Below are 25,259 nucleotides of genomic sequence, written 5' to 3'. Positions count from 1 at the left end.
ATCTACGTGCCCTATCGTTCCCACGTTTATATGCGGCTTCCTTCCTTCTGTCATACTATCATTACCAAACAACGAAAAATCAACACTCTACTAAAAACCATCCCACAAAAGTAAATAAAGAGCGGGTAATGGGAGTCGAACCCACGCTCCCAGCTTGGAAGGCTGGTGCTCTACCACTGAGCTATACCCGCATAGCCGTGGAGGAGGTAGGATTCGAACCTACGAACACGCTAGGTGGGCAGATTTACAGTCTGCTGCCATTAACCACTCGGCCACCCCTCCTCCTGAGGCTAGGTCCAAAGCAACGTCCCCTGTAATAGCACATAATTCAGAAAAGCAACACAAAAAAACCGCCACAGTTTCCCGAGTTGCCTCAAAAAAAATTGCCCCTACAATGCTCACTGCATAAGTTATGCAAAAATTATTATCTTTACAACAATAAAAACTATGAATCGCTCTAAAAAAGATGGGCAGTACGTATGGATTTACGGGAGACACGCATGTATAGCGGCACTGAAAAATCCAAACAGAATATGTGCAGAAGTGCTACTCGCCCAGGGTCAAACCCAAAAGAACGGTAGTATATCGACGTTAGCGCGTAGCAGACGTGTACCAGTACGTGAAGTTGACATAAGTAAACTTGATACAGCGCTAGGCTATAAGGCATCCCATCAGGGAGTGCTGCTCAGAGCAGTTCCTTTGTTTGGACGCTATGGGAGCTCTACCACAAGGATAGAGGACATAGTATCGTGTGCTAACGCTTCAGCTACATCTACGATTCTGATCCTTGACGAGGTGACTGACGTAAACAACGTAGGGGCAATATTGCGTTCTGCCGCGTGTTTTAACGTGGATGCAGTGGTGCTCCCAGCACATAATTCCCCCTCAGAAAGCTGCGGTATGGCGAAAGTTTCGAGCGGAGCCACTGATGTAGTTCCTGTAGTATCCGTAGTAAATCTTGTTAAGACTCTAGAATACCTAAAACATGAAGGCTACTGGTGCTATGGGCTAGATTCCGCAGAAGGACAATCTCTTCACGCAACAAAGTTCAGTGCACGTAGGGTCGTAGTACTGGGCGCCGAAGGGAAAGGTATGCGTCAATTGACGCGCAAGCATTGCGACTATCTCGTCAATATACCAATGTCAGAAAAAATGGAAAGTCTTAATGTGTCCAATGCCGCTGCTATTGCGATGTATTCCATGTTTCTTCAGAAAGAATAAGGCAACATTGCCTCACACACATCTTGACTGTGATAGGGCACTATACGGAACGCAGTATAGGATCAAGTTGAGTAACGATGTTTTACGACTTGTGGGGACCAGTATGCAGGGGAACTGATGTAGACTTGCCGCGTAACTTGCAGAATGACAAACGGTCATGCCTCCACAATGGCACCTGAGTGGTAGTCGCATACATGGCGCCTGTGCCTTCTAGGCAAGTTTCTTCTATACTGCCCTGTGTAATCTATGTTGCTGTTTCAACTGAATAATCTCCGCACTCACTAAGGACTCCTCAGATACCTAGGCGCGAACCTGATAAGCCGCCTGTTATAGCTTCGTGCTCATCACGCTTCTTTGTTTCATAGCTATACAGTTCCAGCTGATTGAGTCGCTGAACAATTACATCCGCTCTTTATGCCACGCATAGGACTATTTGATGGCGTTACATCATGCTAACAAAAACACTTTGCGGATCATGGATGCAAGATGAGCTTTGCGAAGCCCAGTAACTGTTTATTTTTTGTATAAAATCATACAGTGGTACAATAGAGGGGTTTTGTTGCGCTTATGGGCGAGGCAATGCATGTTGTCATACGTGATTTTGTGGAACTGTATGGACATTACATCGTGGCAAAACATGGGTCTCAGCGCCAACGTTATTGACTTTTTCGTGCTCACGGTAAACACACATAATTTTCTGACAGGTATATGAAATTTATGAACCACTGTATTCCCACGCAAAGCATTCGTGGACGCGTAGTTATAGCCATAGATGGCACTGCATCCTCGGGCAAAGGGTCGCTAGCTCGGTCCATAGCTGATACTTTGAATTTTGTTCACTTAGATACAGGGTTGCTCTACAGGATTTTTGCCGCAAAATTTGCAGAACGCTACATGCCCACTCTGTACAACACCGGTAAACTAGACATAAAACCTGAAGATAAGGACGAGATTCTCAATCACCTGCAGGGGGATGCATCCTCATATAGCACAGAGGCTATAGGGAATGCCGCCTCCATAATAGCAAGGAATGTCGCGGTGCGCGAAGCACTGCTAGTGATACAGCAAGAGTTTGTGCGTACGTCTGAGTGCGGCGTTGTTCTGGACGGAAGGGATACAGCAACAGTTGTGTGTCCCGACGCTGATATCAAAATATTCGTCACGGCACATGCTTCGGTAAGAGCGTTGAGACGCTACAAGCAGCTCCGCTCAACATGTGGACGTCGGAGAACAATGTATAGGAAAGTGCTCTCAAGTATTCTCGAAAGGGACATACGAGATTCATGCAGAAAAGTCGCTCCATTGCGACGCTCAGAGGGGTCCTTATATCTGAATAACTCACACCTGAATAGAGAAGAATCGTTGCAAGAATTGATGAAAAAAATAAAAACCTTCTTGTAAAACTGTCTGTAGAGTATATGATTGCCTTTCGTGGTTTTTCGGGCTCTGTTTATGTCATCAGGTGTGGGTTTGCGGGGTGATTCCTCTGGTAGCATCAGTGTGGTGCAGTCTAATAGATTCGTCAGTCATGGGTTTGATGAAGCGGATTTGGAAAAGACTGACCTGTCGGGCATGCTGTCGGAACTCTTAGACGGAGGCTCTCGTGAGGGTGACATCATAGAAGGAACTGTCATCTGCATGGATAGCGGATACATAACTGTAGACGCTGGGCTGAAGTCAGAGGGCGTTGTTTCTGTAAGAGAATTCGAGCTTGGTGAGGGCAAGCAGGAGGTTTCTGTAGGCTCAAAAGTTAAGCTTTACTTAGAGAAGACTGAAGGCAAGAGCGGTAGTGTCATACTGAGTCGTGAAAAGGCTGTTAGAGATGAGTTGTGGCAGAAGCTTGAAAAAGCATCAGAAGAAAACTTGGATATAGAAGGGGTCATCTTCGGTTCCATTAAGTGTGGGTACACGGTCGATGTTGGCGGTGTAGTGGCGTTCCTGCCTGCGAGTCATGTTGGTCTGCGTCAGGTAAAGGACATAACTCCTTTGCTCGGTAAGAAGCAGAAGTTCCGCATCCTGAAGATGGACAAAAAACAGGGCAATGTGGTTGTATCTCGTAAGGCTGTCCTCGAAGAGTCACTTGCAGATGCTAAGGATTCCTTCTTGAGTCAGCTTGAGGAAGGCAGCATCGTCGAGGGTAAGGTTAAGAGCATTACGAAGTACGGTGTGTTCATTGAGATACATGAGTCACCAACAGTTGGTGTTGTAGATGGGTTGTTGCACATCACTGACATTTCTTGGAGCCGTGTTAGCCACCCATCAGCTGTGTTCTCATGTGGACAGACTGTGAAGGCAAAAATTATCAGAATTGACCGGGAAAATAGGAAGATATCGCTGGGTGTCAAGCAGCTTGAGGAAAGTCCGTGGGCCAATGTCGAGGAGAAATACCCTGTGGACAGTATACACCGCGGTATAGTCACAAGCATTGAGGACTATGGAATATTTGTTGAATTAGAAACAGGCGTTGAAGGGCTGATACACGTATCAGAAGTTAGCTGGGTTAGGAGTCATCTGCCTGTGAACCAGATATTCATGCGGGGTGAGGAAGTTGAGGTTAAGGTTCTGAGCTTAGATGCAGCTAAGAACCGTATGAGTCTGAGTATAAAGAGATGCAAGGAAAATCCTTGGGAAGCATTCATTGCTAAACACCCTGTGGGTTCCATAGTGGATACTAAGGTGAAGAGCATAAGCAACCTTGGTATGTTTGTTTCACTTATTGACGATGACACTAATTCAGGTATTGAAGGTCTTATACGCTCGACGGAACTAAGTTGGAGTGGTTCACCTGAGAGTGCACTGAAAAAGTACAATGTTGGTGATTGTCTTAAGGCCAAAATCCTTATGGTCAACACAAACAAGAACAAGATAGACTTGGGTGTAAAACAGATAGAACATGATCCGTTCCTTGGGTTATTGCGTAGGATAGGTTTAGGAGAACGCATACCTGTAACAGTATCTAAGGTGTTAGAGGATGTTGGCGTAATGGTTGACGTTTTCGATGGGTCAGAGAGTTTCAATGTGCTCGTAGAGCAGAAGTATCTGCCTGAAAACAAGAAGTTCTTCCCTGGTGACAGAGTGGAGGCAGAGGTATTGATGATAGGAGCATATAGTCTTGTTTTGTCATTACAGTAGGTTTTTTGTGTGTTCGACTACTTATTGAAGATTGAGACGTTAGCGTCTAAAGTGTCGAGATGGCGTGCGCTTTTTTTTGTTGCCGCTGGCCTCCTTGTGGTAGTCGTATCGCAGATTGATTTCTCCGGGCTTTCACTCGCCAATGTGCCTATGGCTGGTGGGGGTTACATAGCCCGGGTGAGCATCGAGAATACGATCGGAAAAAACAGAGCACGGGATGCGCTGCTAAGTAGAGTTGAAACCAATAATGCGGTAAAGGCTGTGGTGCTACGGATAGACAGCCCTGGCGGCACGGTTGGTGATAGTGAAACTGTCTATAAACAAATCAGAAACATAGCCGCAAAAAAACCTGTTGTTGCAGTGTTAGAGAATGTGGCTGCTTCCGGAGGATACATGGTAGCGCTGGCCGCTGATCATGTCGTTGCGCGAAACGGCACTATCACCGGATCTATAGGTGTGCTGTCGCAATACATCGGAATCTCGGAATTGGCTAAGAAGCTTGGTATTTCTTTGAAGACGATAAAGACTTCTGAATTGAAGGCTTCTACGTCACCTTTGGAAGAGTTGACTCCAAAATCCGAAGAGTTAATGCGTGAGGTCGTAAATGATTTTCACCGCTACTTTGTGGGCCTTGTTGCTGAAAGGAGGGGTTTTTCCGAGGAAGAGGCCTCTAGGGTTGCTGATGGCCGAGTGTTCACTGGCTCGCAGGCCCTAAAGGCTGGGCTCGTAGATGAAATCGGCGGCGAGCGTGAAGCGCTCGAGTGGTTACATACAAATCGAAATCTGGATGTCAAGCTGACAGTAAAAGACCTGGAGTATCGTCGCGGCATTGACTCAGGAGGGTTCCACATGTTACTCACGACCTTGGCAAGGTCACTATACGTTGCACTTGTTGGTGGGTGATAGCAGTATGACTTTGAAATCAGATCTAATAAAGCGTATGGCGAGAAGGAATCCCACTCTGGGGGAGGCTGTAATCGCGCAGATATTGAACATATTTTTCGATGCGATACTGCATCATATCCGTGAGGAGAGCCGTGTTGAACTACGTGGCTTTGGTTCATTCTCATCCAGGAGTTACAATCTGAAGAGTTCGCACTTAGGGCTAAGTAAGCTGAGTTACAAGAGAATGTACTTCCGTCCAAGTGAAAAACTAATAAAAGCCGTGAATGCCTCTAGTAATAAGAGTGATGGTTAGGAAATCGTAGCGTTCGGTATTACTTAAAATGGCTGGCAGCGCACGTAAGTGTTGCTGAAAATTGATTGCATGTTGTTGTTATCTGTAATAACCTGTGCGTTGGGTTTTTGGTTCGTCGTTGCGTTGAAGGTGGGGGATATTGAAGAGTACGCTGAGGACTTGCGCCGCTCGCTTAGCAGACTGCAAAGTTCTTTGGCCGCTAGGTTTGAGTCCGGAGCCGGCGAGTACAGTGGTTCACAGGTTCTGGAGCTTAGAAAAAGGGTTGACGAGCTTGCGGAGCGGAACGCGGGCCTTGAAAATGAGCTACAAAGCCTTAAAGCTGCTTGTTCCGGTTGGAGAGCCACTTGTGTTGAACTGGTTGACAGATTGGGGGCCTCCGTGGAGCTTGTAAGTTCAATCGTATCAAAAGGAATAAATAGTGGTAGCGATGAGTAACATGCAGCAAGTTGTGGACGTTGTCTTAAGAGGGAGCGTATACAAGGTAGCCTGTCGCGAGGGTGAGCGTGCCCGACTGGAGGAGTTGGCTAGTCGCCTAAGTAACAGAATCAATGCTGCAGTACCTGGTTACGAGCGGAGCAAGGCTTCGGATACGCTGCTGCTTTTGTTGGTAGGGCTGCAGCTGGAAGACAAGGTTGAGGAATTAGAAAACGCTCTGCGTCAAGCGGAGTGCCATATGTCAGAGTATAAAGCACAGTGTGAAAGAGGGTCCGAAGTCATAGATTCTTTGAAGAATCTGCTGCGGAGTACTATATCTACAACAAATGAAATTGCTGACAGCTTGAGTGTGGAAAAGTAGGATTAATAACACATTGACGGCTTTTTAGGTCGTGTCCTGGTGGTGATGGTATCACTGGTTGCATGTATCGTCCTGATATCATGCTGATAGGTGCTTATATCCTCGGTAGTGCTTGTAGTTATGAGTTACACGCGGGTAAAACTGTTGCTGTTTTTAGGGTAAAAAGGTGTTATTATGTCTCACTGTTTGGTAACTAGTGACTTCCTGGCGGCGTGTTGCCGCAATAGACTTGCAGTTCCTCTTTGGCTCACTTGAAGAACAGTGATTTCGCTAGTATCAGTACTGGGGCGTTTTAGTGAATTACGTTCACATTTTTACCACAACTCTTAAAAATATATAAACCGGAGAAAAATTTTATGGTTGGAAACTGTTGTGACACCGATGTCGCATCTGATGCGAAACACAGAAAGTTACAAATTTTAGCTGCGTATATGAGACAGTCGGTATTTTGCGGTGTCGCAGGTTCGGCGAAGTCTGTAATAGCCCTTTCATCGTATATTCAGGCAGCGGTATTTATAAGACTGTATAGAAAAAACATGGATTTTGCCGCCGCAGAAAGGCAACATTACGTGAAAGTTGCAGCTCTTAAGAGCATGAAACAAGGTATACTGCCCTCCATTGAGATGTTTATATTAATGCCGGTAATGTTTGCTGGATTACATCTTTACGCACATATGCCTATACTTGCATGCATAGCAATCTGCTGGGCTACAATGTTTTCTGTGTGCCTTTTCGTGAGGTTAACGAAGATAATTAGTAAATGCCCAACTATTGAACATCCTATGTATTCGCGCGGATATCCGTTCCCCGTAATGGAAGGCGGTAGATTAGCTGAAGACGGAGTACGCGACGCTACATTCAGTCACGAAGTTTCATCACCGAAAACTCCATCTCTTTGGAAAGCTTACGGTGTTTCTTTACTGTTTGTGATCCCTCGGTTCCTTACGCTCGTATGCTCTTTAGTTTTGTTGCTTATTGAAACACTGTGTCTTGTACCCATATTCATACGCGACACTTTCTCTGCACTCGGAAATGTTTGGAAAATGAGCAAACAGAAGAAAGGTTGTATATCCTGTGAATTGTCATTCTCTTATTCCGACACCGCGGATCAAATCGATGATTTGTTTAGCCTTGTTCTTGCTTGTGCAACCGATACGCTATGGGTGGCAACTCTCGGACTATCCGGGATGCGGTCGCTCCATGCGACAGCAACCAAAAATTTTGATGAGTTTCCTCCACGAGCATCGCTTACTGGAATATTAGCTCTTACATCGGCTAAAACTCCGCAAGGCGACCTACCAGGTGCAAGTGTTGTTAGTGCGCGGGCGTCTTAACACTACATTGACTTGCCAGTAGTGACAAGATTATGGTTGTATGGAACTTTAGTACAGGAATGCCGCTAATTGTACGGGGTTATATGCCTTCTGTGATTATCTGTATGTGTGTTACAGTTCCACCGTTAAATGGCGGAGATGTTACGCTTTTGTGTACGCTCCGCCAAGGGGATTTGTTGTTTCTTGACACAACGCATAGAGTACTTCTTTCCCTTCTCCGACTTGCCACAGCATTTTACGTAACCCCCAACGTTGTTACAGCACACAACATTGAAAATACCGCGATGTCCTTCACATTTATTTCGCTACCTTGAGGGGCTATTGTCTCGTGCTGGCATATAAGTGTCGACGCGTGATACGGCTCTGTAGAATAATACCTTTGCTATTCGCTCAAACTGGACACATACTCCCTTTCATTAGCATTACCTTTCTTTCACCCGCACTGAGAACCTCGTGCTCTTATAGTTCTGAATAAGACTTTGGAAATTTAGTATTTGAAAGTGTATAATCCCAGTTTGGAAGGCAATATTTCCGTATGAAAAGAAAAGTTGCTGTTGTGCTGCTAAATTTAGGTGGCCCGAGCTCCCTGGACAATGTTGAAGAGTTTCTTTTTAGCATGTTCAGCGATAGGCACATTATTGATGTTCCAGCCGCGTTTCGATTCTTGATAGCAAAGGTTCTATCTAAGCTCAGGACTAAGGCCGCAGTGGAAATTTATAAACTCATGGGCGGACGATCAATCGTGCTGTACGAGACTGAAAAGCAGGCTTCAGCACTAGAGAGCAGTTTGAACCGTGAAGGTAATAACCATTATAAAGTGTTCGTGTGCATGCGGCACTCAGATCCCAGAGCTGCAAACGTTCTAAAGCTGCTTTGCGATTACAATGCTGACAAAGTTGTTCTACTTCCGATGTACCCCCAGTATTCTTGTGTTACAACACAGTCTGCAATAGAGGATTGGTTCCATAACTCACACAAAACCGGCATTACCTTCGATACACACATTGTCTGGAACTATAATCAGAACGCAAAGTATATCGATGCTATGAGCGAGCTTATTATGTCGGTATACCGCGAAGCTGCCAGGGTACATCCCGCTCCTAGAATACTGTTTTCTGCCCACGGCCTGCCCCTTTCTTTCATTGAGCGAGGGGACCCATACATGCAACTTTTACAACAGACAGTGCGCCTTATAGTATCAAATTTAGGAATAGAAAAGCTGGACTACGTATTGTGCTTTCAAAGCAAAGTCGGGCCTTTGAAGTGGCTTGAGCCATATACGACGTCAGAGCTGCTCCGTGCTAATAGCGATAATGTTCCTGTGGTTGTAGTGCCGGTGGCTTTCGTTTCCGAAAACTCTGAAACGTGCGTAGAGCTCGACATAGAGTACAAAGCATTATTTGATGAGCGTAGGTTTTTCCGGGTCCCTGCTCTGGGCACAGACTCGATATTTATCGAGTGTCTGAAGGATATTGTTCTCGGTAATTGTCAGTAGCAACACGAGCCTTCCCCGTATGCAGAATGAGCTTCATCCCGACGTGACTTGCCTGTCTGCCAACTTTACCATAGGGCAGAGCCCATTTCTGCCAAACGCGACATTGCTCTCCTAATATCTACCGCAGGTTTACCCACATATAGGTTGTTTATATCAGCTGCCATAGAACAAAATATTTTGGTTCCGTGCTCATATAGTTCGTCTATAAGGACAATAAACCTATGCATTTCGTTTTGCAGGTACTGATCAAACACAGGTATTCCATCGATAAAAATTACTGTGAAATTCTCGGCTATTTTTCTATAATCGGCTGTCCATAGCGGGTTTATACTCCCACACAAGTCCTCAAAACTAAACCATGCAGTCTTGTTGTAAGTTTCTGTTATTATCAACTCCCTGTGGTCAAGAGTGAATATTGCCTTTTCCGTCGGTTGATGGTTGATTATCTCCAAGAACAGCTTACGTAGATCTTTACTTGAGTTTTCGCCGATATAGAACTTGCGATCACCTTTCATGCCCTTAATCACACGGTAATCCTTTGGTCCTTGCAGTGCTATGACGTCCATTTGTTGCTCTAAAAGCTCAATAGCTGGAACAAACAACTCCCTCTGAACGCCATCTTCATATAACTTTCTTGGATGGTAATTGGACGTCATAAAAACGAGCATTTTTCGCGAAAACAACGCTGCAAACACGCGGTGCAACATGACTGCCTCACATATATCTCGTACTTGGATTTCGTCCAAATATAGAAGCTCAGCTCCCTCTATTATGGTATCTATCGAGGCTGCCATCTGATCAAATCCTTGTGTATTGCTACACCGCGCAAGATGCAATTGATCTTGCAAACTTTTCATCAGCGCATTGAAATGCATACGCTTTTTGTGAACGATACCGCAATGCTCGTAGAACAGCCCCGCCAAGAGCGATTTTCCTCTTCCTACATCGCCGTATAGGTATATTCCCTTATTAGGAGGAGATACCCGTTTTCGCCAAAACTTCCATCTACCACTTGGAACATCTGTATACTTCGCTAATTTATCCACAATGGTCGCCTGGTACACATCTGAGAGTATATCGCCCCGTGCTACCATTTCCTCGTATGCAGACAGTATACTATTTTTATTAAGCGCACCCATTAGCTCTCCGATAAGACGCAAGGTTCCTCCCCAGGATTTTTATGTTACCACGAGATAAATCTACCGCAAAAATGTTGCAACACAGGATAATACACGGCTTATTGATGGTAGACACCACTTACTCTAGCCTATTAGAGCTAATACAGTATACAATTTTCGATGGTATCATGGCTCGCACGGAGCTGTGCGCGACACGAGCACGCAGACAAAGTTGCGCGCACGAGTCAGAGGTCTGCACTGGTGGTGCGACAGCATAGCACAATAACCTACTAAAACTTCTCCCACACCTTGCATGACAACAGACGCTACTGCCTAAGACCGGTACGTAATACGCCCGTCTATTTACGTTTTTTCTGTGATCTGGACAACATGCTCCGCATTTTATTTCTAACATAGATAGGATTGTAGCCAGCAAAGTGACACACTGTAATAAAATCACTGTGCATATCACTGATCCAATTGTATGCCTTAGTTTTCTCCAAGTTGTTTTCCGTTCTCTTGTAGTTGGAGGTAATATCTATCATAGCCTGCAGAATAACCGCGCCCCATAGTGCACTGTATCGCGTATTTTCACTGATGGTTTCCCCGTCCTCTAAGCTATAGGAACGATCGGTAGAAAATCCTTCATATACACCATGGTAATTATAAAAACCCAATAAATCAGAATTCATTTTTATCCCTTCAGATGGAAAATTGCTTGATTCAAAACTTAGGTATAATAAAAAATCAAGTCATGTATTGGCATACATCAGCTTTTCGCCAGGAACTACGATCGATAATCTCCCATTGGTCGGCACTTTCATGTGTATGCCTGATTTAGTATAATTATATTAGATATTTCATAATAAGCTGATCAAAAACTGCACCTTTCCACTATGACTTGCGGCGGCTAACGCTGTAGCAACACAATGTTTCTCCTCATTAACACTGGCACGTATTTCGAACACAATGCACCACCGTATACCACTGTGTATTAAGCTCTAAAGGAAGCAAATGAGTCGTAGATTCGACGTTACGTTGTGCTGACACAAATGATGTCTATTACGCTACTATACGGGAACTTGAGGACTTGCTCTGGGTTATTAGGGGCGAGCGTTCTGATTACGGGATAAATGCATCTACTGCATATAACATGAAGACTAGGGCCAGATTCAAATTCTACTCAACACCACAGTACAGAAAAGGACACGCTACTACCCTACATTTTTTGGATGATATTCGCCACTCTCTAGAATTACACCGATATGGGTCTATAGGATTACATTCCAACCGTAGTTGCAACATATACAACTCTGCTCATAGCACACAGCAAACCCACTGGGCTTGAAGCTTATATGCAGTCATCTCAGTGGAATAACCATAAGTGCAGCTCTAGGAAGTTAAGCATTTTAACTGCGATAAATGGCAAAACTACAGCTAATATAAACCATATATTGGATACCACATTATGAGTATAGTACCCCAGATTCGGCCAACAGAGGCTACTATTCTACGTTTATTACGGGCTGCGTGTCGCTATCAGATACCAATGCAACAAGTAAATTACTTGAAAACTTTATCTTTTGATCATCAGTCAAACTTATTTTGTGCTTTTTCTCCAAGTGCAGTAAAACCTCATCCACCATGTTCACAGCATTCTTTACTATATGGACTCTGGCTTCTGATATCGCCTTGGCTTGCTGTCTGCGCAACATCACTTGCGCTATCTCTGAAGAATATGCGAGGTGCGATATTCTCGCATCTTCAACTTCTATGCCAACAATTCCCATTCTGCTTTGGAGCATGATTTTGAGCTTTTGTGAGATTTCAGAAAAATTTTGTCTAAGCGATGCCCCATTTTCTGCATCATACGGGTAGCTTCCAGCAAGTTCCCGCAACGCGGTTTCACCTTGTACTGATATAAAGCCCTGGTAGTTTTCTATATTAAAACATACCTTCTCAGGGCAAGTAACTCTCCATACTATGGCAGCTGCTATCTCTATAGGGTTACCCTCGGAGTCGTTCACTTTCATAACCGAAGTGTTAGTACTCTCCACCTTTAGCGATACACTCCTTTTGGAGGTGTATGGAATAGAAAATAACAGACCCGTTTTTGACGTTGTGCCTATATACTCACCAAAAAAAATCACAACTTTTGCTTCGTTTGGCCCGTTGGTAAAAAGACAGCTCGGCATTAATGTGGCTAAACTTAACCCCCAAAGGCCAGACACTATCAGCGACGTCAGTGAAAAGCCGCTAAAAACGCACAAGCATCCCAATCCTACTGTCACCAGTGCAGAAACTGCTATGGCAGTGTACCCGCTCACCACCAATAGGTTCCTATTTTCTATATTGCGTACCGACTCAGCTCCGCCATTTGTATACATTTCTACATACCTGGAAATCTAACATTTTTGATCAAACCAACCATATCCCTTAACCATACGTCGTAGTGCTTACCACTAAAAGTTGGAACAATGAAGAATCATACCCAAAGTATCAGTTACCTCGAAGCAGTGTTTAGCCCGGGAACAACATCATCTTCATCTTCCTTTTCCACATTGAGCCCCACCTGCATTTCGGTAACAACGTTTATCATATCTGCCTTGCCATTTGACACCGCTATTTCTAATGGAGTCTCGCCACTCTTGTTGGTAACATATACATCCGATCCCATGTATAAGAGGAATCTAACAGCGTCTATGGCGTCATGTTTAACTGCATACAGCAGTAGATTGTCGCCATCCTTTGTGCGCAATTTTTCAAGCACAAAGCTCGGTTCCTTGTCAAGATCAGCTAGTTCACGCAAGACCGCAACTAGTCCTTGAACATTATTGGATCCAGCACAATGAAATGCATTTTTGTACAGAGCATCAAATGTGTGAAAATTAGGAATGTGGGAGTTTTCTCCATCTCGGTCATCATCGATTTCTATCACCGGATGTGCTATGCGACGATGCTTCCATGCCTTCCCAGGCCGAGCACCCACTTCTTCAGGGTCTTCGTCCTGTTCATCAGGCACATCGACTTCTGGTGCAACTTGATCACTAGTACTGCCTTCAGCAGCATCACTTGGCTCACCCGACAAGGAGTCCTCATCGTCACCTTGCTCTGTGCCTATTGGGTCTTGCGCTTCATCTTCAAACTTCTCACCATTTTCGCTTTCAACGGCCACAATTTGTTCGTCGTATGCATCTAGCTCGCTGAAATCTGTGGAGTAGTCTAAGTTCTCCTCTTTGTTAGGCACCTCACTATTCTGAAGTTGCTCGTGCACGGCTTCACTACTATGCATCATGTCATAACCAGAGCCCTCAAAGTAGTTAGAAGCGTTACCATAGCTTCCATGCAGCATAACACCGAGCGTCACAGCAAAAAAAACTCTCCTCACAACATACATGTTACGCTACTCTCTAGTTTAGATTAATCCTACCGTTCTACCTACAAAGGGTAATTTAACAGTTAACATAAATATTAAGAAATATAAAAGCTATACAAAATGGAAAACACCCAACTTGACAACCTATGCAGAGACGCCACAGACCCAGATAGAGCATGTGTATGGATTAGCGCATCCGCGGGCTCAGGCAAAACAAGAATGCTTGTCCACAGAGTCATTCGATTACTCATGGCAGATCAAAAGAACATATTATGCCTAACTTTCACCAATGCCGCAGCATATGAAATCAGAGAAAGGGTCTTTAGCATAGCAGAAGAATGGATATTAATGCCTGAACATGAGTTGGCAGATGTATTAAGTAAGACTTGCTACCAACCCGCAACAAAGGCCCTTCTTAACCGGGCGCGCAGACTGTTTTTTAGCATCTCTGATACGCTTAAGGTGCAAACAGTGCACGGTTTCTGTAAATCCCTTATATCTTCGTTCCCGACGGAAACAGGCGTTCCCCCCGACTTTAGCGTTAGAGAACTTTCGGAAGTATATCCTGCTATCTTTTCCCAGATGCTACACAGCAGCGACTGCCTTGCCGAACATTTAGAACAGGTTTCATGCGAGCTCAGAGAGCACACACTCTCTGATATCGTCTACAAAATCATGAGCAGGACCTATAAAGAACCCAAAATCACCGGCCCTATCCCATACGATATATGTTACCACTCTCTCCAATGCCCGGAGGAACTTCTAAATGCACTAGCTTCTGGCGGCATAAGAGATAGAAAAATCTCATCTAAACTTCGTGCTCTTAACGGAATATTTCATAAAAACCACCAGATAATTGAGGATTATTTAAAAACATTCATATGCCTGAAGTCACTAGAAAGAAAAAATATCCCTAGTATAGCAAGTAAACAAGTTCTTCAAGACTTCCCTAATACCGGCAATTTGATCCACAATATACAGGACCAGCTCCTGGAATTTGCCGAACAGTACTACACATCACGAATATCCAAGCGTACTTTTCATCTAATGCACATAGTGCGTCAGTGTATAAAGCTCTACAACGATGAGAAAAAACTCCGCCATTATATCGACTATGACGACATCATGAGGATTGTAACAGAGCTTCTTTCCAATCCTGATAACAAAGACTGGGTATTGTTCTGCTTAGATGGCAAGATCGACCACATACTTGTGGATGAATCGCAAGATAACAGTCTGGAACAGTGGAGCATAATAGCCGAACTTTGCAATGAATTCTTTTCCGGATGGGGAAAGAACGAAAACAAAAGAACTCTCTTCGTAGTAGGCGACGTGAAGCAGTCCATATACGGCTTCCAGGATGCTCGTCCCGATTATTTTCATTTCATGCACCGATACTTTACAGGACGCAGCGAAGATTCAATCACTATACAACTAAGTGATTCCTACCGTTCAACACCACCAATACTTTTCCTAGTAGATCAGGTTTTTAATACTCTGCGGGAACAGGTATCGTTTCAGTCTGAAGAAATAAGGCATACCACTTGCCGGATAAATGAACGCGGATATGTAGAAATCTGGCCACTTTTGCATTCAGAACCGCGCACAAGGACCTACGCCTGGGATTTAGAAAACGCACACACCCCCGTTATGGGCACTCAGAACACGTCCCTATTGGCAAAAACTATAGCCAAAACTATTCATTCATGGATACAAACTGAAAGGGTATTATTATCTAAAAAACGCCCTATTGAGGCGGGGGATATATTAATTCTTATTCGTCATAGAAGTGTATTTGTTGACCAGGTGATGTCAGAGCTAAAACTCTTAAATGTACCTGTAGTCGGTCGAGACAGATTCAGCCTAATGGACCACATTGTCATTCAGGATCTAGTAAACTTGGGTGAATTTTTACTACTACCTGACAATGACATGGCCCTTGCCGTTCTGCTGAAATCACCGTTATTCGGATACACTGACAGCATGCTGTATGACATAATTAACAGCGCTCCCGCCGAAGAAAAGCACTCACTGTGGGACAAATTGCAGTTGCTGCCATCAACAGGGCATGTTGTAAAACATTTGAAATTGCTAATTTCACTGTCAAAGAATCGCAGCCCTTTAGATCTGTACTCTTTCGTTCTATCACAGCATAAGAAGCAACTACTAACGTGTTTGGGTCAATCATCGGAAGAGATTATAGAAGAGTTTATAAATCTCATTATCGAATTTCAGTCACAGAATCTGTGCATGCTTGAGCCTTTTATTCACTGGATCAAAAACAGTAACCCAATAGTAAAAAGCAATATATGTGCTCCAAAGAACGCAGTACGGATCTTAACTGTACATGGCGCAAAAGGTATGCAAGCGCCCATAGTATTTTTACCAGACACTACTTCAGTACCAAAATGTGAGCTACAAGTAGTTTTTGATGATAATGATGCACCGTTTTGGTGTGCAAACGAAACAAACTCCCACTGCAAGGAACTAAAGCTGAAAAAAAAGCAGGAAGAATATAACGAATATTTGAGGCTGTTATACGTAGCTATGACTCGTGCAGAAGATGAGCTCTATATTGCGGGCACAGGAGCAGCTAATGATAAATCTTGGTATAAAATTATAACTACAGCCGGAGCACAAGTGCTCAAAACAAAAAGATCCTGTTTGCCCCCGATGTTCCCAGACGAAATAGAAGTCCTATACACAGAGAACTAACACACCCACGTGTCGAAAAACCCACCAGCCTACTTAAGACTTATAATGCTATTACCAACAAGCTTCCTGTTCTCTAGGTCCGTGTGTGCTTTGACTATATCCTTGAAGGCAAATACCCGCCCCACGTCAACTCTTATATGCCCTCTCCTAATCACCTCAAAAACCTCCATGGCGGTAAGACCTAACTCAAGCCGTGAGTGTTTGTAATGGTAAATACTTGGTGAGGCAACAAACCACGACCTCGTACTTAACATAGATGTACTAAGGTTTTGAATAGCCCCGGAAATCTGCCCAAAAGATATGTACAATCCGAAAACACCAAGGACACTAAAGGATAAGTGGCTTACATCCTTGCCTATGGGATCATATACAACATTTACGCCCTTACCACCGGTGATTGACATAATTTCCTTGGATGCGTTTGGGTCATTATGTTCAACCACGTAAGCGCATCCTGCTTCCTTTGCGGCGTTTACACCTCCTGCAGAGCTTACAACTCCTACAACCTTGCATCCCTTATATCGAGCCCATTGGCACAAAATATTACCAACTCCCCCTGTAACACCGTGAACTAATGCAAACGTACCAGGGCGCACATCGTAGACCCTATGCGTCAAATAGTGAGCAGTCATAGCCTTGAACATGCAGGCTGCAGCAACGTCATCATCTACTGAGTTGGATATCTTAAACAGATACTTTTGGTCAATTATTCTACATTCAGAGTACGCTCCTCCCCGGGCGGTACAATATCCTACTCTATCTCCCACATTCAGTGCTTCAACATCAAGGCCAACTTGCCTAACAACCCCCACAGCTTGAACACCAGGAGTATACGGAAAGGGCGAACCCGGTTTTCTAGCCCCTGATCTGCATTCTATATCAAACCTATTAAGCCCTATAGCGGTGTGCTCAACAAGCACTTCCCCTGTGCCAGGCTCCCCCACATCAACATCGACAAATCGCATAACATCGGGGGCCCCAGTCTTTTCAATAACAACCGCCTTTGCCATAAGCCCTACCAAATTCCCCTCAACATATTACACATAACTGTTAACAAAAAGCAAAGTGCACAAACCCTGTTCTGTGGAACATAATAAACCAGCAACACACTGTAACAAAGCCTTCACCAAGAAAACACCTTACACCAGCTTATACTGGTCACTCAGTCTCTGTCTTCCCTTCGTTCTTGTTTCTAGAAAACCTGTTTCCAGTCCTGCGCACAGATTTTGCTCCGGTGTGAGAATGATTCTTTGCGCTTGCACCCCCGATGTTACTTCTGTTTGTATTTCTCTGCCTTGCCGACTTTCTTGCAGAGGCTCGTGTATCCCCGGAAACTTTCTTGCCAGCAACGGCACCTAGCTTAGGGTATCCCTTTCTAGAAGTTCTGGATACAGTCTCCGACGAAGAGCCTGCACCATCACCCATGGCACTAGCCTTTTCAGCATTTGTGCGATCCGATGCCTTCGCTGAGCGCGTAGTTCGTGAGGCATTTTCAGTATTTTTCGAAGGAAGCTTGGAAGACGTTCCCCTACGCGCCCTCCCTGACATACCGTCACTATATGCATCAGCATTCACGGCATCATGCTTGTCGGATGCCCGAACTACCGCAGAAGAATGCTCATTAGCATCCACCTGCCTAGAGGCATCAGTTTGTAAAGCGGACCTTACAGCCGTCCTCCCAGAAGACCCATGCTCACTTCTTGGTACACTATCACTAGTTTCACCAGCATTCACAGCAGCCTGCATGCCAGATGCTCGTATTACCCTTGAAGAATTCTCATTGGAATCCTCCTGGCCAGCAGCGCCAGTTTGTGAGATAGTCCCGGCAGCTGTTCTTCCGGATGACTCATGCACATTACCCGGTACTTCGTCACCGGTTGCATTGGCATTCACATCAGACTGCACGCCAGATGCCTGGACTTTACTTGAAGTGTTATTCCCTGAAATATTCTGGACTCCGGCTTCAGAGGCCACGCTGCCTTTAGAAGTACTGTGGGTATTACCCGTACTCATATTACCACTTGCAGCTGCCTCGCCGGCTCTGCTTTTATTTTTTCGGTTATCACTCATGGCAGGATCGTCACCTGCGTCTGTTTTGTTGGCATCAGAAACTTTGTTTTCCTCAGGCAATCTAGGCTGTTCATTTCTCGCCACAGCATCAGCAGGAGGCGAGGTGGCAGGTTTTGGTCCCTGTTGCGCCTGCTTACTCGCAGCGTATCTGCTCATAATTTCGTCTCTGCTACCCATAGTGCTCATCATACCGTCATCCATGACGATAACCTGATCTACAACGCTCAATAACTGCATTTTGTGGGTAACAACAAATGTGGTAATTCCCTGCTGCTTCGCATAAATCAATGCTTGAATCAAACTAGCTTCAGCCTTGCCATCAAGATTTGCGTTAGGCTCATCCAATACCAACATTTTAACATCGCCGTAAAACGCTCTCGCGAGCCCAACCATTTGCTTCTGACCACCAGACAAAACTACGCCGCCACTGCCTATGATGGTATCGTACCCGTTAGGTAGCTGCAGAATCATATCGTGAATCCCAGCGATAATAGCCGCCTTTATGACCTTTTCTGGCTCTGCATTAGGCATCATCCTAGCTATATTAGTCTTCACGGAAGCGTTAAATAGCTCTACATCCTGAGGAAGATAACCAACATAGCTTCCGAAAGCTTCTCTGTTCCATGTGTAAACGTCGGCGCCGTCAAGCCTTACAACACCAGAAATGGGCTTCCAAACACCAACAAGCAATTTAACTAGGGTGGACTTTCCAGAGGCGCTTGCCCCTATAATCCCAACACTACACCCAGGGGGCACCGCAAAAGATACACCTTTTATGGTAGGCTTTGAGCTGCCAAACGGAGTAAAAAATACGCGCTCCATTACCACAGCACCCTTTGGAGTAGGAAGAGACATAGCTTGATCTCGCTTGGGCGCGGTGAGCAATAAGGTCTGAAGTCGCCTGTAGGAAATCCGCGCAGATTGCAGCATCTTCCAAGTATTTATCGAAGCCTCAAATGGAGCCAAGGCTCTCCCCATAAGTATGGATGAAGCGATAATTCCACCCGCGGTTTTTTGGCCATGTATTGCCAACCAGGCTCCCACACCTATTACCGCTATCTGCAACGTAGAGCGAGCCAACTTTGTAACACCCATGATGGCGTTAGACCTGCTCTGAGCCTTAATTTGTAATCCCCTATTTTGATCATTTCTGGTCGACCACTCCGACACTATATGCTTGATCATACCCATTGCTTCGACGACTTCCGCATTCCTGCTGGCAACATCAATGTAACCAATATTGCGGACACTTTCCTCGCTGGCCTCTTGCATTATTTTCTTCGTAGCAAGTTCATTCCAAACTGCCATGAGGACCAGTAGAATGATCCCTACCACCGAGATGATCCCGGTAATGGGGTGTATCATAAATATGGCAATAAGGTATACAAATGCCCACGGCATATCGAATAGGGAAAAAATACCAATTCCGGTTATGAACCCCTTGACCATGCCCAGGTCTCGTATAACCTCTCCGCTTGATGCGGAGCCCTTAACGGATATTAAGCTTATGGCACGTACTATGAGATCAGGAGTGGCTTCTCGATCTATCCAATCGGCAACTTTGGCCATAGTCAAAGATCTGCAAACATCCAACAAAGCAGAGCAAAGCAGAGCAGACATTGTAACGATGCTAAGCATGGTAAGCGTCGACGCACTTCCACTCGAAAGTACTCTGTCCAAAACCTGAGAAGTGTACAGAGGTAAAAATAGCGCTAAAACATTTATGGCAGAGCTAAACCAGAATACAAACCAAAATACGCTCTTACATTTTTCTAATGTTTGATAAAGTACACTTTTTTTGAGTTCCTTCATCGCGGCAAAGCCGAATTTTACACCTTCCACATATACCCCTAAAATGCAACGGTATTACCGCAAGGAACTGCGCCACCGTAAAGCCTGGATATTACTATAAAAATTCACTTAGCATAAGGTAAATCGGTGTTGTATATTGCGCAAATTTGGAATAGAATTCCGGAAAATTCGGCATTAGCATGCGTTTGTTGATCGTTATTGTGTTGTCGGTTCTGACTGTCCTTTCGTTGGTCGCCGGGGTGGTGCTTTCGTCTGTGGGCGGGAGTTTTTATGAAAAATACAAAAATAAGATAATGCTGTTGCGCGTTGTGCTACAGGCAATGACGGTGGCTTCGGCAGTTTTGCTAATAAGGTAGGGTGTTACTGTGTCGCTGTGTGGTGCTATGTCTACGAAGATTGCTGGCATTCTGAACGTAACTCCTAATTCCTTTTCCGATGGCGGGAAATTTTTAGAGTCGGCCGCAGCTATCCAGCACGCTGAAAAGCTAATACGCGACGGAGCTGACATAATAGATGTGGGCGCAGAATCTACGGCGCCTGATGCTACGTCTGTAGAATGTGATGAGGAATGGAAAAGGCTCGAGAACGTGCTGCCTGAGGTAGTGAGGCTCGCCCATGACTCCGGCGTGGAAGTAAGTATAGATACCCGTAATGCTAAGACTGCCGCGCGTGCTCTAGAATGTGGAGTAGACTATATAAACGATCAGGGCGGGCTCTTAGACATAGATATGTCGGCAGTCGCTGCTCAAAGTACCGTGCCCATAATCATAATGCATAACCTGGGAATACCAACTTCCCGGGCGCACACCGCTGAAGGCCCTCCGGAAAAGCTCGTAGATGAGATGCTTGAGTGGTTCATGCGCAGGGTTGATATCTTGCTGTCCAAGGGGGTACAGAGAGAACGTATAATTCTTGACCCAGGGTTGGGTTTCGGAAAAAGGCCTGAGTACTCATGGTACATTGTGCGCAACATACACAAGTTCATGAACATGGGGTTCAAAACGTATGTCGGCCATTCACGCAAGTCCATGTTTTCAGCGATTCCAGTAGCCTTAGAGGATCGTGATGCTCCAACAGCAATGTTATCAATGTTTCTCGTCCAAAAGGGCGTTGATTTCTTGCGGGTACACGACGTTGCACTAACAAAAACAGCGCAAAAAATAGCTTCGCTTCTTGGTGATGCTACGTGAGCTCTCTATTGTCAGCTTAGAGATACGAAACTTCGACTTTCGCGACAAATGTATGCTACAGTTTTGTTGTTGGTTAGAGTTACAGCAACGTTCAAGCTAATCTTCTACTAGATTGACTTTCAAATGCATACAAGGGAATTGTGATATCGTGTGAAGCTGCTTACACAATCCTATCATCCATATAGCTAATACGCAGCAATGTTAAAATATGCAGCTCGCGCTTCCATAGCGCTAAATCCAAAGCGTCTTTCAGTGTCATTGCGCCATCTTTTCGCAATAGAAGAACGGACATGGCCTACAGAAATGCTTTTTCCGAATGCACTTCAGGAACACATGAAAATACGTGTTAATATGCTGTTGTAATACCAGGCACATGTTTATCTACGCACCACAAAACAAGCATCACTACAAGGTTGCTAACCCTAGCATGAAGTTAGTTAAATTTTTTATACATCTTCATACAGTACACTTTTGCTTTTTGTCACCATTAGTAGTAACATGCTCGGAATTTGTTAGAAACGCGGATTAAATGCCAAAGCGCACTGATATCGAAAGCATTCTCATTATAGGAGCCGGGCCTATCGTCATAGGACAGGCATGTGAATTTGATTACTCCGGCACACAAGCGTGTAAGGCACTGAAAGAAGAGGGTTATAGGACCATACTGGTGAACTCTAATCCCGCAACTATTATGACTGATCCTGATTTATCAGACTCCACATACATAGAGCCTATAACTGCAGAATTCATTGAGCAGATAATACTGAAAGAAAAGCCTGATGCCCTTCTAGCCACAGTAGGGGGTCAGACAGTATTGAATGTTGCCCTAGAACTACATGACAAAGGGGTATTAGACGCCAATAACGTCAAGATGATAGGAACAAACCCCACGGCAATACGAAAGGCTGAAAATAGAGGACTATTCGGAGCTGCTGTGCAAAAAGTTGGCGCAATATGTCCCAAAAGCGTCGTGATAAAGAAGGGGGAACCAATAGCTCCAGTACTTGAGTATATTGGTCTGCCTGCAGTGATACGGCCTTCCTTCACTTTAGGCGGGATAGGCGGCGGCATTGCCCGTACAGAGAAAGAATTCTATGACGCTGTACAGCTGGGATATGTAATGTCCCCAATCGCAGAAGTTCAGGTTGATGAATCCATTATTGGGTGGAAAGAGTTTGAAATGGAGGTCATGCGAGATTGCAGAGACAACTGCATCGTGGTGTGTTCTATCGAAAACATCGACCCTATGGGCGTTCACACTGGAGATAGCATAACTGTAGCTCCCGCAATCACCCTCCGTGATGAGGAATATCAAAAGATGAGAAGTATTTCTTTTGATATCTTGAGGGAGATTGGAGTAGAGACCGGAGGATCCAACGTGCAGTTTGCAGTCGATCCAAAGCACGACGGCAGAATCCTGGTAATAGAGATGAACCCACGTGTTTCACGGTCCTCTGCACTGGCATCAAAAGCAACAGGGTTCCCTATAGCCAAAATAGCCGCGAAGCTTGCAGTTGGCTATACTCTTGATGAAATATCTAATGACTGCGCAATCTCGATCCCGGCATCATTCGAGCCTGTAATGGACTACATAGTGGTAAAGGTGCCGCGCTTTGATTTTGCAAAATTTAGAGTGCCAAACCAGGCGTTATCAACATCCATGAAGTCTGTAGGAGAGGTAATGGCGATTGGCAGGTCTTTACCTGAAGCAATACAGAAAGCAATGTGTTCCCTTGAAGTTGGGTATACAGGACTGAACGAATTTTTCGAAGAGGGAACCAGTCTCGAGCAGGTTTATGAAGCTCTGGCAAACCCTTCATTGAGTAGAATCTTGATGATTGCCGACGCGCTGCGTCTTGGTATAAGCATAGAAAAAATTAACGAAATTACGCACTATGACCCGTGGTTTCTACAGCAGATAAGCCGCATAATTACTTGTGAGCAAAACATAAAACGAAATGGCCTACCAACAACGAAAGAAGGTTTGCTGTACTTCAAAAAGATGGGTTTTTCTGATGCCAGATTAGCAGAGCTAGGTGGTGTTGATGTTGAATACGTGGAAAACCTACGTGAAACGTTAGCAGTCTTTCCGGTATATAAGCGCATCGATACCTGTGCAGGCGAATTCCGCACCAGTACCGCTTATATGTATGGATGCTACGAGGGAGATTCCTTCAACGTACCTGAATGTGAATCACATGTTACTGAAAGGGATAAGGTAATAATTCTGGGCAGTGGCCCGAATCGTGTTGGTCAGGGTATAGAATTCGATTATACATGTGTACACGCTGCATTTACAGTAAAACAGCTGGGTCTAGAAGCAATAATGATAAATTGTAATCCGGAAACTGTATCTACGGATTATGACATATCAGATCGTCTGTATTTTTCACCTGTTACTAGAGAATGCGTACTGGACATTATTAGGAATGAGTCTCAGGGCGGCGCATCGGTAAAGGTCATAGTACAGCTGGGTGGTCAAACGCCGCTAAAGTTGGCAAAAGTGCTACAGGAAAAACATGTAAATATTGTAGGAACATCCTTTGATGCCATAGACCTCGCTGAAGACCGCATGAAATTTAAGTCTCTGCTTGAAAGGTTGGAGTTGCGACAGCCTAGGAGCTTAACTGCCAATTCCGCAGAAGAAACGCTATCAAACGTGGCACAGGTTGGATACCCGGTTTTACTCCGTCCCTCGTATGTAATAGGTGGGCAGTCCATGGCCATAGTGCAGGACAGTACCGCACTGCATAGGTACTTAGAGTACAATAGAAGCGTATTCCTATCTGGCTCACTGCTCATAGATGAATTTCTGAATGATGCCCTTGAAGTAGATGTGGACGCAATATGTGACGGAGAGCGCGTTTATATAGCAGGCATAATGGAACATGTAGAGGAAGCAGGTATACATTCGGGAGATTCTGCGTGTTCTCTTCCTCCCCGTACTATAGCGAAGGAATACATAGATTTGATCTCCGAATACACCGTAAAAGTTGCTCTGGCATTGAATGTAAAGGGGCTAATAAACGTACAATACGCAGTCAAAGGACAGGAAATCTATATTCTTGAAGTCAACCCCAGGGCAAGCCGAACTATACCATTTATTGCGAAGACTTCCGGAGTGTCCGTAGCAAAACTCGCTACTGAGATCATGCTAGGGAAAAAGCTTTCAATTTGTGACAATGAAATTGGTGAGCTGCCGTATGTATCGGTAAAAGAAGCAGTATTTTCATTTTCAAGGTTCGCCAGTATAGACCCATTGCTTGGCCCGGAAATGAAATCCACCGGAGAGGTCATGGGTATAGATGAAACCTTTGGCTTAGCGTTTGCAAAGTCGCAGTCAGCTGCAGGATATGAGTTACCAACATCTGGAAGGGTATTTCTATCTGTAAAAAACAGTGATAAACCCGCTGCTGCTAGAGTCGCAAAAGACCTGGTCGAGCTCGGATTTGAGCTCTTTTCAACTACAGGAACAACGCTGTACCTGAGTGAGCTAAATATTCCATCAACCCGTGTGAATAAGGTTAGAGAAGGAAGCACTCACATAGTTGATATGCTAAACAGCAATGAAATAGCACTAGTAATAAACACATCCGAAGGCATGAAGACCGTGTCAGACAGCGCAGACATCAGACGAACAGCAATGATGAAGAGAATACCGCACTGCACCACATTGGCCGCAGCAAAAGCTACGCTAGAAGCGCTAAAAGAGCTAGTTAAGGGAAATAAGCCCAAAACGAGACCCATACAGGAATATCACGAAAGAAACCTGAAACATAGAAGGAAGTGCGAGGTAAAGTAA

The 25,259-nt window shown here is 44.7% G+C and carries 20 protein-coding genes and 2 tRNA genes; 13 read left to right on the top strand and 9 right to left on the bottom strand.

Going from position 1 to position 25,259, the window contains the following annotated elements; translation table 11 throughout:
• Nucleotides 1-120: 120 nt before the first annotated feature.
• Together PGW94_RS01265 and PGW94_RS01260 are read right to left on the bottom strand one after the other, a co-directional pair.
• Nucleotides 121-191, bottom strand: a tRNA-Gly gene (locus tag PGW94_RS01265).
• Nucleotides 192-198: 7 nt separating this feature from the next.
• Nucleotides 199-282: transfer RNA gene (locus tag PGW94_RS01260), tRNA-Tyr, on the bottom strand.
• 165 nt (nucleotides 283-447) lie between these two features.
• Between PGW94_RS01260 and rlmB the strand changes: the two genes are divergently transcribed.
• The 9 genes from rlmB (at nucleotide 448) to hemH (ending at nucleotide 9,176) form a co-directional block, all read left to right on the top strand.
• Nucleotides 448-1,221 (top strand): 23S rRNA (guanosine(2251)-2'-O)-methyltransferase RlmB, encoded by a 774-nt coding sequence (rlmB, locus tag PGW94_RS01255; protein WP_271757817.1) that lies wholly within the window; start codon nucleotides 448-450, stop codon nucleotides 1,219-1,221.
• 708 nt (nucleotides 1,222-1,929) lie between these two features.
• The gene (cmk, locus tag PGW94_RS01250; protein WP_271757815.1) at nucleotides 1,930-2,622 is read left to right on the top strand and encodes a (d)CMP kinase; all 693 of its coding nucleotides are present in this window, start codon (nucleotides 1,930-1,932) and stop codon (nucleotides 2,620-2,622) included.
• 51 nt (nucleotides 2,623-2,673) lie between these two features.
• Nucleotides 2,674-4,353: a 30S ribosomal protein S1 gene (locus PGW94_RS01245; RefSeq protein ID WP_271757813.1), complete on the top strand. Its 1,680-nt coding sequence runs from the start codon at nucleotides 2,674-2,676 to the stop codon at nucleotides 4,351-4,353.
• 9 nt (nucleotides 4,354-4,362) lie between these two features.
• The gene (sppA, locus tag PGW94_RS01240) at nucleotides 4,363-5,256 is read left to right on the top strand and encodes a signal peptide peptidase SppA (RefSeq protein ID WP_271757811.1); all 894 of its coding nucleotides are present in this window, start codon (nucleotides 4,363-4,365) and stop codon (nucleotides 5,254-5,256) included.
• Nucleotides 5,257-5,263: 7 nt separating this feature from the next.
• Nucleotides 5,264-5,551, top strand: a complete 288-nt coding sequence (locus PGW94_RS01235; protein WP_271757809.1) for an HU family DNA-binding protein — start codon at nucleotides 5,264-5,266, stop codon at nucleotides 5,549-5,551.
• 48 nt (nucleotides 5,552-5,599) lie between these two features.
• The gene (locus PGW94_RS01230) at nucleotides 5,600-5,986 is read left to right on the top strand and encodes a DUF4164 family protein (RefSeq protein ID WP_271757808.1); all 387 of its coding nucleotides are present in this window, start codon (nucleotides 5,600-5,602) and stop codon (nucleotides 5,984-5,986) included.
• Between the two features lies 1 nt (nucleotide 5,987).
• Nucleotides 5,988-6,347 carry a cell division protein ZapA gene (gene zapA, locus PGW94_RS01225; RefSeq protein WP_271757806.1) on the top strand — a complete coding sequence of 120 codons (360 nt, stop codon included), beginning with the start codon at nucleotides 5,988-5,990 and terminating at the stop codon, nucleotides 6,345-6,347.
• A gap of 431 nt (nucleotides 6,348-6,778) precedes the next feature.
• Nucleotides 6,779-7,681 (top strand): hypothetical protein, encoded by a 903-nt coding sequence (locus tag PGW94_RS01220; protein WP_271757804.1) that lies wholly within the window; start codon nucleotides 6,779-6,781, stop codon nucleotides 7,679-7,681.
• Nucleotides 7,682-8,216: 535 nt separating this feature from the next.
• Entirely contained in the window at nucleotides 8,217-9,176 is a 960-nt protein-coding gene (gene hemH, locus PGW94_RS01215; RefSeq protein WP_271757802.1) for a ferrochelatase, read from the top strand.
• 65 nt (nucleotides 9,177-9,241) lie between these two features.
• Here the strand turns inward: hemH and zapE are convergent, their stop codons facing one another.
• From zapE to PGW94_RS01195, 4 genes are all read right to left on the bottom strand, one after another.
• Nucleotides 9,242-10,336 carry a cell division protein ZapE gene (zapE, locus tag PGW94_RS01210; protein ID WP_271757800.1) on the bottom strand — a complete coding sequence of 365 codons (1,095 nt, stop codon included), beginning with the start codon at nucleotides 10,334-10,336 and terminating at the stop codon, nucleotides 9,242-9,244.
• A 317-nt stretch (nucleotides 10,337-10,653) separates the two neighbouring features.
• Complete coding sequence (locus tag PGW94_RS01205) at nucleotides 10,654-10,986, bottom strand: hypothetical protein (protein ID WP_271757797.1); 333 nt, start codon at nucleotides 10,984-10,986, stop codon at nucleotides 10,654-10,656.
• Nucleotides 10,987-11,799: 813 nt separating this feature from the next.
• Nucleotides 11,800-12,681, bottom strand: coding sequence for an SPFH domain-containing protein (locus PGW94_RS01200; protein ID WP_271757795.1), 882 nt, complete (start codon nucleotides 12,679-12,681; stop codon nucleotides 11,800-11,802).
• Nucleotides 12,682-12,797: 116 nt separating this feature from the next.
• The gene (locus tag PGW94_RS01195; protein WP_271757793.1) at nucleotides 12,798-13,691 is read right to left on the bottom strand and encodes an ankyrin repeat domain-containing protein; all 894 of its coding nucleotides are present in this window, start codon (nucleotides 13,689-13,691) and stop codon (nucleotides 12,798-12,800) included.
• Nucleotides 13,692-13,790: 99 nt separating this feature from the next.
• Here PGW94_RS01195 and PGW94_RS01190 point away from each other — a divergent pair, with 99 nt between their 5' ends.
• Nucleotides 13,791-16,385, top strand: coding sequence for a UvrD-helicase domain-containing protein (locus tag PGW94_RS01190; protein ID WP_271757790.1), 2,595 nt, complete (start codon nucleotides 13,791-13,793; stop codon nucleotides 16,383-16,385).
• 29 nt (nucleotides 16,386-16,414) lie between these two features.
• Here PGW94_RS01190 and PGW94_RS01185 read toward each other — a convergent pair whose 3' ends face one another.
• Both PGW94_RS01185 and PGW94_RS01180 read right to left on the bottom strand, forming a co-directional pair.
• Nucleotides 16,415-17,395, bottom strand: a complete 981-nt coding sequence (locus tag PGW94_RS01185) for a quinone oxidoreductase family protein (RefSeq protein ID WP_271757788.1) — start codon at nucleotides 17,393-17,395, stop codon at nucleotides 16,415-16,417.
• A 148-nt stretch (nucleotides 17,396-17,543) separates the two neighbouring features.
• Entirely contained in the window at nucleotides 17,544-20,267 is a 2,724-nt protein-coding gene (locus PGW94_RS01180; RefSeq protein ID WP_271757821.1) for a type I secretion system permease/ATPase, read from the bottom strand.
• Between the two features lie 179 nt (nucleotides 20,268-20,446).
• Between PGW94_RS01180 and PGW94_RS01175 the strand changes: the two genes are divergently transcribed.
• Nucleotides 20,447-20,623, top strand: coding sequence for a hypothetical protein (locus PGW94_RS01175; RefSeq protein WP_271757787.1), 177 nt, complete (start codon nucleotides 20,447-20,449; stop codon nucleotides 20,621-20,623).
• Between the two features lie 27 nt (nucleotides 20,624-20,650).
• Complete coding sequence (gene folP / locus PGW94_RS01170) at nucleotides 20,651-21,457, top strand: dihydropteroate synthase (RefSeq protein WP_271757784.1); 807 nt, start codon at nucleotides 20,651-20,653, stop codon at nucleotides 21,455-21,457.
• Nucleotides 21,458-21,617: 160 nt separating this feature from the next.
• Here the strand turns inward: folP and PGW94_RS01165 are convergent, their stop codons facing one another.
• The gene (locus PGW94_RS01165) at nucleotides 21,618-21,749 is read right to left on the bottom strand and encodes a hypothetical protein (protein ID WP_271757782.1); all 132 of its coding nucleotides are present in this window, start codon (nucleotides 21,747-21,749) and stop codon (nucleotides 21,618-21,620) included.
• A gap of 237 nt (nucleotides 21,750-21,986) precedes the next feature.
• Between PGW94_RS01165 and carB the strand changes: the two genes are divergently transcribed.
• Complete coding sequence (carB, locus tag PGW94_RS01160) at nucleotides 21,987-25,259, top strand: carbamoyl-phosphate synthase large subunit (protein WP_271757780.1); 3,273 nt, start codon at nucleotides 21,987-21,989, stop codon at nucleotides 25,257-25,259.

This window comes from Candidatus Anaplasma sp. TIGMIC (assembly GCF_028204095.1).
In the GTDB taxonomy this organism is placed as follows: Bacteria; Pseudomonadota; Alphaproteobacteria; order Rickettsiales; family Anaplasmataceae; genus Anaplasma.
This window is presented reverse-complemented; position numbering and strand designations above follow the sequence as displayed.

Bases quoted from the DNA above. Each gene is read 5' to 3' on its own strand.
- rlmB (WP_271757817.1), top strand. From the start codon at position 448: ATGAATCGCTCTAAAAAAGATGGGCAGTACGTATGGATTTACGGGAGA.
- cmk (WP_271757815.1), top strand. From the start codon at position 1,930: ATGAAATTTATGAACCACTGTATTCCCACGCAAAGCATTCGTGGACGC.
- PGW94_RS01245 (WP_271757813.1), top strand. From the start codon at position 2,674: ATGTCATCAGGTGTGGGTTTGCGGGGTGATTCCTCTGGTAGCATCAGT.
- PGW94_RS01235 (WP_271757809.1), top strand. From the start codon at position 5,264: ATGACTTTGAAATCAGATCTAATAAAGCGTATGGCGAGAAGGAATCCC.
- zapA (WP_271757806.1), top strand. From the start codon at position 5,988: ATGCAGCAAGTTGTGGACGTTGTCTTAAGAGGGAGCGTATACAAGGTA.
- PGW94_RS01220 (WP_271757804.1), top strand. From the start codon at position 6,779: ATGAGACAGTCGGTATTTTGCGGTGTCGCAGGTTCGGCGAAGTCTGTA.
- hemH (WP_271757802.1), top strand. From the start codon at position 8,217: ATGAAAAGAAAAGTTGCTGTTGTGCTGCTAAATTTAGGTGGCCCGAGC.
- PGW94_RS01205 (WP_271757797.1), bottom strand. From the start codon at position 10,986: ATGAATTCTGATTTATTGGGTTTTTATAATTACCATGGTGTATATGAA.
- PGW94_RS01200 (WP_271757795.1), bottom strand. From the start codon at position 12,681: ATGTATACAAATGGCGGAGCTGAGTCGGTACGCAATATAGAAAATAGG.
- PGW94_RS01195 (WP_271757793.1), bottom strand. From the start codon at position 13,691: ATGTATGTTGTGAGGAGAGTTTTTTTTGCTGTGACGCTCGGTGTTATG.
- PGW94_RS01190 (WP_271757790.1), top strand. From the start codon at position 13,791: ATGGAAAACACCCAACTTGACAACCTATGCAGAGACGCCACAGACCCA.
- PGW94_RS01185 (WP_271757788.1), bottom strand. From the start codon at position 17,395: ATGGCAAAGGCGGTTGTTATTGAAAAGACTGGGGCCCCCGATGTTATG.
- PGW94_RS01180 (WP_271757821.1), bottom strand. From the start codon at position 20,267: ATGAAGGAACTCAAAAAAAGTGTACTTTATCAAACATTAGAAAAATGT.
- PGW94_RS01175 (WP_271757787.1), top strand. From the start codon at position 20,447: ATGCGTTTGTTGATCGTTATTGTGTTGTCGGTTCTGACTGTCCTTTCG.
- folP (WP_271757784.1), top strand. From the start codon at position 20,651: ATGTCTACGAAGATTGCTGGCATTCTGAACGTAACTCCTAATTCCTTT.
- PGW94_RS01165 (WP_271757782.1), bottom strand. From the start codon at position 21,749: ATGTCCGTTCTTCTATTGCGAAAAGATGGCGCAATGACACTGAAAGAC.
- carB (WP_271757780.1), top strand. From the start codon at position 21,987: ATGCCAAAGCGCACTGATATCGAAAGCATTCTCATTATAGGAGCCGGG.